The sequence below is a fragment of the Pseudomonas sp. D2002 genome (genome assembly GCF_013385735.1).
Taxonomy (GTDB): domain Bacteria; phylum Pseudomonadota; class Gammaproteobacteria; order Pseudomonadales; family Pseudomonadaceae; genus Aquipseudomonas.
In genome coordinates, this window is sequence record NZ_JACAPL010000026.1 from 5,060 (window position 1) to 14,461 (window position 9,402).

The 9,402-nt window shown below is 62.6% G+C and carries 9 protein-coding genes; 4 read left to right on the forward strand and 5 right to left on the reverse strand.

Annotation, left to right across the window (positions count from 1 at the left end; translation table 11 throughout):
• Positions 1-70: 70 nt before the first annotated feature.
• Entirely contained in the window at positions 71-271 is a 201-nt protein-coding gene (locus tag HX783_RS29345; RefSeq protein WP_177019191.1) for a hypothetical protein, read from the reverse strand.
• 64 nt (positions 272-335) lie between these two features.
• Between HX783_RS29345 and HX783_RS29350 the strand changes: the two genes are divergently transcribed.
• The 4 genes from HX783_RS29350 to HX783_RS29365 are packed head-to-tail and all read left to right on the forward strand — an operon-like array spanning position 336 to position 4,903.
• The gene (locus tag HX783_RS29350) at positions 336-1,310 is read left to right on the forward strand and encodes an ABC transporter substrate-binding protein (protein WP_177019192.1); all 975 of its coding nucleotides are present in this window, start codon (positions 336-338) and stop codon (positions 1,308-1,310) included.
• 14 nt (positions 1,311-1,324) lie between these two features.
• Positions 1,325-2,689, forward strand: a complete 1,365-nt coding sequence (locus HX783_RS29355) for an LLM class flavin-dependent oxidoreductase (protein WP_177019193.1) — start codon at positions 1,325-1,327, stop codon at positions 2,687-2,689.
• Positions 2,686-3,942, forward strand: coding sequence for an acyl-CoA dehydrogenase family protein (locus HX783_RS29360; RefSeq protein WP_256347363.1), 1,257 nt, complete (start codon positions 2,686-2,688; stop codon positions 3,940-3,942). The genes HX783_RS29355 and HX783_RS29360 overlap by 4 nt, the downstream gene beginning before the upstream one ends.
• Before the next feature lie 13 nt (positions 3,943-3,955).
• Complete coding sequence (locus HX783_RS29365; RefSeq protein ID WP_177019194.1) at positions 3,956-4,903, forward strand: D-isomer specific 2-hydroxyacid dehydrogenase family protein; 948 nt, start codon at positions 3,956-3,958, stop codon at positions 4,901-4,903.
• A 131-nt stretch (positions 4,904-5,034) separates the two neighbouring features.
• Here the strand turns inward: HX783_RS29365 and HX783_RS29370 are convergent, their stop codons facing one another.
• The 4 genes from HX783_RS29370 to HX783_RS29385 form a co-directional block, all read right to left on the reverse strand.
• A complete protein-coding gene (locus tag HX783_RS29370) occupies positions 5,035-5,922 on the reverse strand; it encodes a LysR family transcriptional regulator (RefSeq protein WP_177019195.1) in 888 nt (295 codons plus the stop codon).
• Between the two features lie 180 nt (positions 5,923-6,102).
• Positions 6,103-6,720, reverse strand: coding sequence for an isochorismate family cysteine hydrolase YcaC (gene ycaC, locus HX783_RS29375; protein ID WP_128590381.1), 618 nt, complete (start codon positions 6,718-6,720; stop codon positions 6,103-6,105).
• Between the two features lie 35 nt (positions 6,721-6,755).
• Positions 6,756-8,594, reverse strand: coding sequence for an amidohydrolase (locus HX783_RS29380; protein ID WP_177019196.1), 1,839 nt, complete (start codon positions 8,592-8,594; stop codon positions 6,756-6,758).
• Positions 8,591-9,181 (reverse strand): antibiotic biosynthesis monooxygenase, encoded by a 591-nt coding sequence (locus HX783_RS29385; protein ID WP_177019197.1) that lies wholly within the window; start codon positions 9,179-9,181, stop codon positions 8,591-8,593. Before HX783_RS29385 ends, HX783_RS29380 begins: the two co-directional genes overlap by 4 nt.
• Positions 9,182-9,402 lie beyond the last annotated feature (221 nt).

Consider the following 9,402-nt stretch of genomic DNA (forward strand, 5'->3'; position numbering starts at 1 on the left):
AGCCCGCTCCCACAGGGGTTGTGCGGTGTTCTTTCATCTATGGAAACAGCCCCATGCCTGCCTCTCGCTTTCAATACGGCGCAGTCGCCCTCAGCCTGCTCGCCATAAACGCCCCAGCCATGGCGAGTGGGCTTTTTGCGTTAGCGCGCAGCGCCGCACCTAATGCAATAAGGGAATAATCAATCAACACATAATCAATTATTTTAATAATTAACATATAACCAAAAAGAACTTCACAGCGAGTTTTTATGGGAATAACGTGAAGCCACACACCGACCCCTTCTCCAGGCGGAGGTAGCCAACCTCTTATCCGTTTTGCCTGGAGCCTGCATCCCATGCTCATTTCCACCCCGTTCAAACGCCTGCTCCTGGGCACTGCCCTGGCCTTCGGCCTGATCTCCAGCGCCCACGCCGCCGACCTGCAACCGCTGCGGGTCGCCAATCAGAAATCGACGATCAAGGCGCTGCTGGAAGTTTCCGGCGAGACGAAAAATGTGCCTTACGAAATCCAGTGGTCGGAGTTCCCGTCCGCTTCGCCGTTGGGCGAAGCCTTGAATGCCGGCGCCGTGGATATCGGCGCGCTCGGCGATGCGCCCTACGTATTCGCCCTGGGCGCCGGGGCGTCGCTTAAAGTGGTCAGCATCATCCACGCCGAAGGGCGCAACACCACCGCCCTGGTGGTGCCCAAGGATTCGCCGATCAAGACGGTGGCCGACCTCAAAGGCAAGAAAATCGTCACCGGGCGCGGTTCCATCGGCCACTATCTGGCGATCAAGGCCCTGGCCAGCGCCGGGCTGACGACCAAGGATGTGCAATTCATTTTCCTGCTGCCCGCAGAATCCCGCCTGGTGCTGGATAACGGTACGGTCGACGCCTGGGCCACGTGGGACCCTTACACCACCGTGGTCACCGCACAAAGCCAGGCCAGAGTACTGGTCAGCGGCAACCAGCTGCTGAGCAATCACCTGTACTTCGCCGCCACCCGCCAGGCCATCGCCGACAAGCGCGTTCAACTGGACGACTTTGTCGCCCGTGTCGATCGCGCTTATGCGTGGGCCAACGTGCACCCCAATGAATACGCCGCCGCCCAATCCAGGATCACTGGCCTGCCGTTGGCCGTGCACGTGGAGGTGGCCAAGGACACCCACCTGAGCCCCGTCATCATTGACGATACGGTGATCAAAGGCCTTCAGGCCACGGCCGACACCTATCAGCAAGAAGGCCTGCTGCCCAAGCGCATCGACGTGTCCCAAGGCTTCGACAAGAGCTTTAACGCCGAGCGTTTCCCCACTTCCCAAGCATCGCGCTAAGCAAGGAGCAGAACATGAGCAAGCCACGTCACTTGAAAGCACGCCATTTGAAGCTGGGGGCTATGGTGCACGGCGTCGGTCACGGCTGGGGCGAATGGCGCCACCCGCAGGCGCAACCGAATGCCAGCACCCATTTTGGCTTCTACAAGCAGCAGACCGAATTGGCCGAAGGCGCCAAATTCGATTTCGTGTTCATCGCCGACAGCCTGCATATCCACGCCAAATCCAGCCCGCATTACCTCAACCGCTTTGAGCCGCTGACGATTCTTTCGGCCCTCGCCGCGCTGACCACGAACATTGGCCTGGTCGCCACGGTGACGGTCAGCTACACCGAGCCCTATCAGGTGGCACGCCAGTTTGCGTCCCTGGACCACATCAGTGGCGGCCGCGCCGGTTGGAACGTGGTCACTTCATGGCTCAGCGGCACCGCCGATAACTTCGGCAAGGCCGAACACCCACCGCATGCCGTGCGCTATCGCATCGCCAAGGAGCACCTGAACGTGGTCAGGGGCTTGTGGGATTCCTGGGAAGACGACGCTTTTACCTACAACAAGCAAAGCGGCGAGTTTTTCACCCCGCAAAAGCTCCACGCGCTGAACCACAAAGGCGAGTTCTTCTCGGTCAAAGGCCCGCTGAACATCGCGCGTTCGCGCCAGGGCCAGCCGGCGATTTTCCAGGCCGGCACCTCGGAGGATGGGCGCAACTTTGCCGCCGAGCATTCCGATGCGATTTTCGTGCACGTCGAAACCCTCGAAGAAGGCAAAGCCTACTCCGCCGATTTGAAGCGCCGCGCCAAAGGCTTCGGGCGTGACGCCAGTAGCCTGTCGATCCTGCCGGGCATCCGCCCGATTGTCGGGCGTGATGCCGCCGAGGTGGAAAGCCGCTATCAGCAGGCCGTGGACCTGGTCACCGTGGAGGACGCCATTGTCGCCCTTGGCCGCCCGTTCAACGACCACGACTTCAGCCAATACCCACTCGACGCGCCATTCCCGGAGCTCGGCGACCTGGGTGCCAACAGCCAGAAAGGCGGCTCCGACCGCATCAAGCAACTGGCCAAGGACGAAGGCCTGACCCTGCGTGAAGTGGCCCTGCGCTTTTCGCGGCCCAAGCGCGACTTTGTCGGCACCCCGGAGCAAGTCGCCGATGCGATCCAGACCTGGTTCGAGTCCGGCGCCAGCGATGGTTTCATCATCAACTCGGTGCTGCCCGATGGCTTGCAGTACTTCACCGAACTGGTGGTGCCGGTGCTGCAACAGCGCGGCCTGTTCCGCACCGAATACAGCGGCCATACCCTGCGCGACAACCTCGGCCTGGATGTGCCGGCCAACCGCTACAGCGTTGCCGCTGAGGTCGAAGAGCAACAGGAAGTGCTGGCATGAGCAAACATCTGAACCGACTCGCGAATGTGGGAGCTGGCTTGCCTGCGATAGCGGTCTCTGGGCATGCGTTACAGGTGGCTGACCCACCGCCATCGCAGGCAAGCCAGCTCCCACAAGGATCGGCGCAGTTCGAAGCCTTGCTCGAACGCCTCAGCGCCGAGCTGGCGAGCACTGCGCACCTGTACGACGATAGCGGCGCCTTCCCCCACGAGAATTTCAAGCGGCTGCACGACCACGGCCTGGTCGCGCTCACCGTGCCCAAGGCCCTCGGCGGCGGCGGCGCGAGTTTGCCCCAGGCACGCAAGGCGATCAGCGCGATTGCCAAAGGCGAGCCGTCTACCGCGCTGATCCTGGTGATGCAGTACCTGCAACACACGCGCCTGCAAGACAGCAAGACCTGGCCCCAACACTTGCGCGTGCAGGTGGCTGAAGACGCGGTGCGCGACGGCGCGCTGATCAACGCCTTGCGCGTCGAACCCGACCTCGGCACGCCGGCCCGTGGCGGTTTGCCGGCGACTACCGCCGTGCGCACCGCCGAGGGTTGGCGCATCAGTGGGCGCAAGATTTACTCCACCGGCAGCCACGGCCTGAGCTGGTTCAGCGTGTGGGCGCGCAGTGATGACGCCGACCCGCTGGTGGGCGCCTGGCTGGTGCGCAAAAACAGCCCCGGCGTAAGCATCATCGACACCTGGGACCACCTCGGCATGCGCGCCACGTGCAGCCATGAAGTGGTGCTCGACAACGTGCTGGTGCCGCTGGACCACGCCGTCAGCGTCAGCCCCTGGAGTGCGCCGCAGCCGGAGTTGGATGGCGATGGTTTGCTGTGGATGTCGGTGCTGCTGTCCTCAGTCTATGACGCCGTGGCCCAGGCTGCGCGGGACTGGCTGGTGCAGTGGCTGGAGGAGCGCAAGCCATCCAATCTCGGTGCAGCCCTGTCGACCTTGCCGCGCTTTCAGGAAACCGTCGGGCATATCGACACGCTGCTGTTTGCCAACCGCAGCCTGCTGGATGCCGCCGCTGAAGGCCACACCCCAGCCGCCAATGCCGCGCAGTTGAAGTACCTGGTGACCGGCAATGCGATCCGCGCCGTCGAGTTGGCCATCGAAGCCTCGGGCAACCCTGGCCTGTCACGCCACAGTCCGCTGCAACGTCACTACCGCGACGTGCTGTGCAGCCGCGTGCATACCCCACAAAACGACGCCGTGCTGCAAGGCGTCGGCAAAGCTGTGTTCGCCCAACGTGGCCCGAAATGAATAAGGAACGCGCATGAGTCAGGTGATTATTGCCAGCCAGTTGGACGAAGATTACAACGCGGTGATCCGCGAACGCCTCGCCTCGATTCATCCTGAAGCCCAGGTGATCGGCGTGCCCGTCGGTGTGCCGAGTGACTTGCCGCCCCAGGCCAATATTCTGTTGCTGCGCCCGATCAACGTGCGCGGCTACACCGCGCCTGACACCCCGCCGCCAGGCTGGCCCTATGGTGCGCAGTGGGTGCACCTGGTGTCGTCGGGCATCGACTTCTACCCGCAATGGCTGTTCAACGGCCCACCGGTGACCACTTCACGTGGCAGCGCCGCCGACAACCTCGCCGAGTTCGCCCTGGCGGCGATCTTTGCCGCGTCCAAGCACTTGCCGGATATCTGGGTGAAGGATGCGCAGTGGAATTTCACCGCATTGCGCCCGCTCAAGGGCACTACCTTGGGCATTCTCGGTTTTGGCGCGATTGGTAAGAGCCTTGCGCAAAAGGCGTTGGCGCTCGGCATCAACGTGGTTGCACTGCGCCAGAGCCCTGCACCTTTTGACGTGGACGGCGTAGAAGCCGCTCGGGATATCCACGACCTGTTCGCCCGCGCCGACCATCTGGTGCTCGCGGCGCCGCTGACCGAGCGCACGCGGCATATCGTTAACCGCGATGTGCTCGGCAGCGCCAAGCCGGGGTTGCACCTGATCAACATCGCGCGCGGTGGTTTGCTCGATCAGGAGGCGTTGTTGGAGGCGTTGGATAATGGCCGGATTGGGCTGGCGTCGCTGGACGTGACCGAGCCGGAACCGCTGCCGGATGGGCATCCGTTGTACGGCCATCCACGGGTAAGGTTGTCGCCGCATACCTCGGCGATTTCGACCAACAGCAAAGAGGAGATTGCCGAGACGTTCCTGGCGAATTTGCAGCGGTATGTGCAGGGCTCGACACTGGCCAACCTCGTCGATCTCTGAGCCGAACACCTAACCAAATGTGGGAGCGGGCTTGCTCGCGAATGCGGTGGATCAGCTACAGATAAGCTGACTGACCCACCGCTTTCGCGAGCAAGCCCGCTCCCACAGTTGTGCGATGTTGTGTCAGTGGCTCAGCAACCACCTGCCAGGCGCTCGCGCAAGAATTCCACCAGCGCCTGCACCGGCCTTGAGCTTTGCCGATGCTGGGGATACACCGCCGATAAGGTCAGCGCGTCGGGGGCAAAGTCTTCCAGCAGCGTGACCAGGCGCCCATCTTTCAAGGCGTCAGCGACGATAAACGTCGGCAGGTAAGTAACACCCAACCCGGCAATCGCCGTGTCACGCAACAACTCGCCGTTATTCACGCGCATGCGCCCGCTGACATTCAGCGAGTGCAGCTTGCCCTTGGTCTGGAAGCGCCATTGCACCTGGCGACCATGGCCGTAGGGCAGGCAGTCGTGGGCGGCGAGGTCATCGGGTTTGAGCGGTGTGCCGCGCCGGGCCAGGTACTCGGGGCTGGCGCAGTACACCCGCTGCACGCTGGCGATACGCCGCGCGATCAGGGTGGAATCTTCAAGGGTGCCGATGCGCAATACCAGGTCGTAGCCCTCGCCGATCAAGTCCACGGGGCGGTCGCTGAGGTCGACTTCCACCGACACGTGCGGGTGGCGTTGCAGGAACGACGGCAACAGGCAGCCCAGGTGAGCCATGGCAAACGACAACGGTGCACTCAGACGAATCGTACCGCGCGGCTCGCTGTTCTGGCCGGCGATGCCCTGCTCCACTTGCTCGACTTCACTGAGCAGGCGCAAGGCGGATTCGTAGTAACTCTGGCCCAGTGGCGTAACGTCCAGACGGCGCGTAGAGCGGTTAAGCAGGCGCACGCCGAGACGGTCTTCCAGCTGGATCAGGCGGCGACTGACGAACTGTTTGGACAAGCCCAATTGCTCGGCGGCCGCGGTGAAACTGCCGGACTCCATGACTTGGCAGAACAGGCGCATGTCTTCGAAGGGGTTCATTGTCGCTTCTCGGTGGACATTTTGCGGTTTTATAGCCTGTCAGTCGCCACACCACAACCGATCGTCCCCACGCGCAGCAACGGAATGCAGCTGCGGACGCTCTGCGTCCGGCGTGAGAGGTGACGCGGAGCGTCACGGGAGGCATTCCCACGCTGCGCGTGGGAACGATCAGGTGGGGAGTTACTTGGCCGTAAACGCCGAGTAGCTGTTCATCAGGTTGCGGTAGTTGGGAATGCGCGGCGACAGCAGGTTGGCCAGGCCTTCCATGTCGTTGCGCCAGTCGATCTGCAGCTCGCAGGCCACCGAGAACCAGTTCACCAAGTGTGCACCGGCCGCGCTCATGCGTGCCCACGACGCGCGTTGTACGGCTTCGTTGAAGGTGCCGGACGCGTCAGTCACCACAAACACCTCGAAGCCTTCGGCCAGCGCGGCCAGGGTCGGGAAGGTGACGCACACGTCGGTGACCACACCGGCGATGATCAGTTGTTTACGACCAGTGGCTTTCACCGCCTTGACGAAATCTTCGTTGTCCCAGGCGTTGATCTGGCCAGGGCGCGGGATGTACGGCGCGTCCGGGAACAGTTCTTTCAACTCCGGCACCAGTGGGCCATTGGGGCCGGTTTCAAAGCTGGTGGTGAGGATGGTCGGCAGCTTGAAAAACTTGGCCACGTCGGCCAGCGCCAGCACGTTGTTTTTGAATTCGTTGGGCGAGAAGTCCTGCACCAGCGAGATCAAGCCGGTCTGGTGATCCACCAACAGCACCACGGCGTCGTCTTTGTTCAAGCGTTTGTAGGTCATGGGGTAGCTCCTGTTTTTGATTGAGAGTGGGGGTTTTAGAAGGCAAAACACGAGCAGCCAAACGCGCCCCAGAAACCCTGGAAGTCGCTGATCGGCACGCTGGAAAGACGCGCTTTTTCATGGCTATGGGAATGCACGCCGCACGGGCCGCTGCATTGATGCACCTGGGCTTGCACCGGCGAGCTTGGGCGCCAGTGGCCCGGCACCTTGACCACCGGCGACCAGTCCGGCAGCACCGGCACGCGCGGCGGGGCGAAATCTTCGAAGTCGCCGGCGCCGTACACCACCTTGCCGCCGACCACGGTCAGCACCGATTCGATCCACTTGATCGCTTCTTCATCGACACTGAAAAAGTCCGCCGACAACGCTGCCACGTCCGCCAGCTGGCCGACCTTGATCTGGCCTTTCTTGCCCTGCTCCGACGAAAACCAGGCGCTGCCGTGGGTGAACAACTCCAGCGCAGTCAGGCGCGGCAGGCCTTCGGCGTGCAGTTCCAGGCCACCGACGGTGCGGCCGCTGACCATCCAATACAGCGAGGTCCAGGGGTTGTAGCTCGACACCCGCGTGGCATCGGTGCCCGCGCCTACCGGCACGCCTTCAGCGAGCATGCGCTTGATCGGCGGCGTGGCTTCGGCAGCCTTGGCGCCGTAACGCTCGACAAAATATTCGCCCTGGAACGCCATGCGATCCTGAATCGCAATACCGCCGCCCAAGGCGCGCACGCGCTCGATGTTTTTCGGCGTGATGGTTTCGGCGTGATCGAAAAACCACGGCAAGCCATTAAATGGGATGTCGCGGTTGACCTTCTCGAACACGTCGAGCATGCGTGAGATGGATTCGTCATACGTGGCGTGCAGGCGGAACGGCCAGCGCTGCTCGACCAGATGGCGCACCACCGGTTCCAGTTCCTGTTCCATGGTCAGCGGCAGGTCGGGGCGCGGTTCGAGGAAGTCTTCGAAATCCGCCGCCGAAAACACCAGCATCTCGCCGGCGCCGTTGTGACGCAGGTAGTCATCGCCCTGGTGCAGGGTGACGCTGCCAGTCCAGTTCTTGAAGTCGCTGAGTTCTTCCTTGGGCTTCTGGGTGAACAGGTTGTAGGCGATGCGCACCGTCAGCTGCTCGTCCTTGGCCAGTTGCTCGATCACCGCGTAGTCATCGGGATAATTCTGGAAACCACCACCGGCATCGATGGCACTGGTGAGGCCCAGGCGATTGAGCTCACGCATGAACTGGCGGGTCGAGTTGACCTGGTATTCCAGGGGCAATTTCGGGCCTTTGGCCAGGGTCGCATACAGGATCATGGCGTTGGGCCGCGCCACCAGCATGCCGGTGGGGTTGCCATGGCTGTCGCGCACGATCTCGCCGCCCGGCGGGTTTGGCGTGTCCTTGGTGTAGCCGGCCACGCGCAGGGCGGCGCGGTTAAGCAAGGCGCGGTCGTACAGGTGCAGCACAAATACCGGCGTGTCCGGCGCGGCCTGGTTCAACTCTTCCAGGGTCGGCATGCGTTTTTCGGCGAACTGGAATTCGTTCCAGCCGCCCACCACGCGCACCCATTGCGGCGTGGGCGTGCGGTCTGCCTGGTCCTTGAGCATGCGCAGCGCATCGGCCAGGGACGGCACGCCTTCCCAGCGCAGCTCAAGGTTGTAGTTCAGCCCGCCACGGATCAGGTGCAGGTGCGAGTCGTTAAGGCCGGGGATGACGGTGCGGCCCTTGAGGTCGATGACCTGGGTGCCACTGCCGCGCAAGGCCATGGCCTCGCCGTCGGTGCCGACCGCAACAAAACGGCCCTGGTGGATGGCGACGGCGGTTGCGCGCGGGTTTTCCCGGTCCACGGTATGGAACTGGCCATTGAACAGAATCAGATCGGCGTTCATAGGGTTTCCTTTACGGAGGCTTCAAGCCAGGGAGCGAACAGGCGAGTGGCGGCCGGCATCAGCAGGTAGACCACCAGCAGCACGATGGTGACGGTGACAAGGAACGTGGCGACCACGTAGTTGGAGAGGAACGGGTGCAGGCGCAACACCGGGCCCCAGATGATCGGGATCAGCAGGGTCAGCGGCAGGATTACGAATAGGGTCACCACGGCTTGTTTCCAGCGCGGGGGTTTGGCGGCGCTGTCGGCCAGCGGGGCGAACCAGAATTCGTTGACGGCACCGATTTCGGTGTTGTCGCCGTCGGCGAGCATGGGCGCGGCTTCGTTGATCAGGGCTCGGCGTTCGGGGGAGTCGAGCCAGCGCTCGAGATCGTCGGTGGAGCGGTAGCGCAGGACGCAGGTGAACAGCGCCAGGCGGTTTTGTTTGCTGCGTACGATGTCGACGCCGAGGTGGCCGGGGCGTTCGCCGGCGATGCGCACGATGCGGCGTAGCCAGGCTTCGTAGTCGGCTTCGCGGCCGGGTTTGATCAGGTGTTTGACGACCAGGGTGACGACTTCGTCGGGGCTGGTTTTGGGTGTTGGGTCCATGGTTGTGTGTTCCCCCCTGGAGAGTGAGCGATAGGGGGAGTTTGGGGGGTGTTGGGGTTTGGGAATTGGATGTATGTGCTGTTTGGCGTGGCGGCCTTAGGGCCGACCAGGTTGGCCTTTTTCGGAGTACATATCCATTTCTGCGGTCACGGCTGGTATTGGTTCCGCCCTTACGGCGGGTCACTTTTGGAAAAGAGCCCCAAAAGTAACCAAAAGGGCTC

Coding starts and splice junctions, on each gene's coding strand:
- HX783_RS29350 (WP_177019192.1), top strand. CDS start 336: ATGCTCATTTCCACCCCGTTCAAACGCCTGCTCCTGGGCACTGCCCTG.
- HX783_RS29355 (WP_177019193.1), top strand. CDS start 1,325: ATGAGCAAGCCACGTCACTTGAAAGCACGCCATTTGAAGCTGGGGGCT.
- HX783_RS29360 (WP_256347363.1), top strand. CDS start 2,686: ATGAGCAAACATCTGAACCGACTCGCGAATGTGGGAGCTGGCTTGCCT.
- HX783_RS29365 (WP_177019194.1), top strand. CDS start 3,956: ATGAGTCAGGTGATTATTGCCAGCCAGTTGGACGAAGATTACAACGCG.
- HX783_RS29370 (WP_177019195.1), bottom strand. CDS start 5,922: ATGAACCCCTTCGAAGACATGCGCCTGTTCTGCCAAGTCATGGAGTCC.
- ycaC (WP_128590381.1), bottom strand. CDS start 6,720: ATGACCTACAAACGCTTGAACAAAGACGACGCCGTGGTGCTGTTGGTG.
- HX783_RS29380 (WP_177019196.1), bottom strand. CDS start 8,594: ATGAACGCCGATCTGATTCTGTTCAATGGCCAGTTCCATACCGTGGAC.
- HX783_RS29385 (WP_177019197.1), bottom strand. CDS start 9,181: ATGGACCCAACACCCAAAACCAGCCCCGACGAAGTCGTCACCCTGGTC.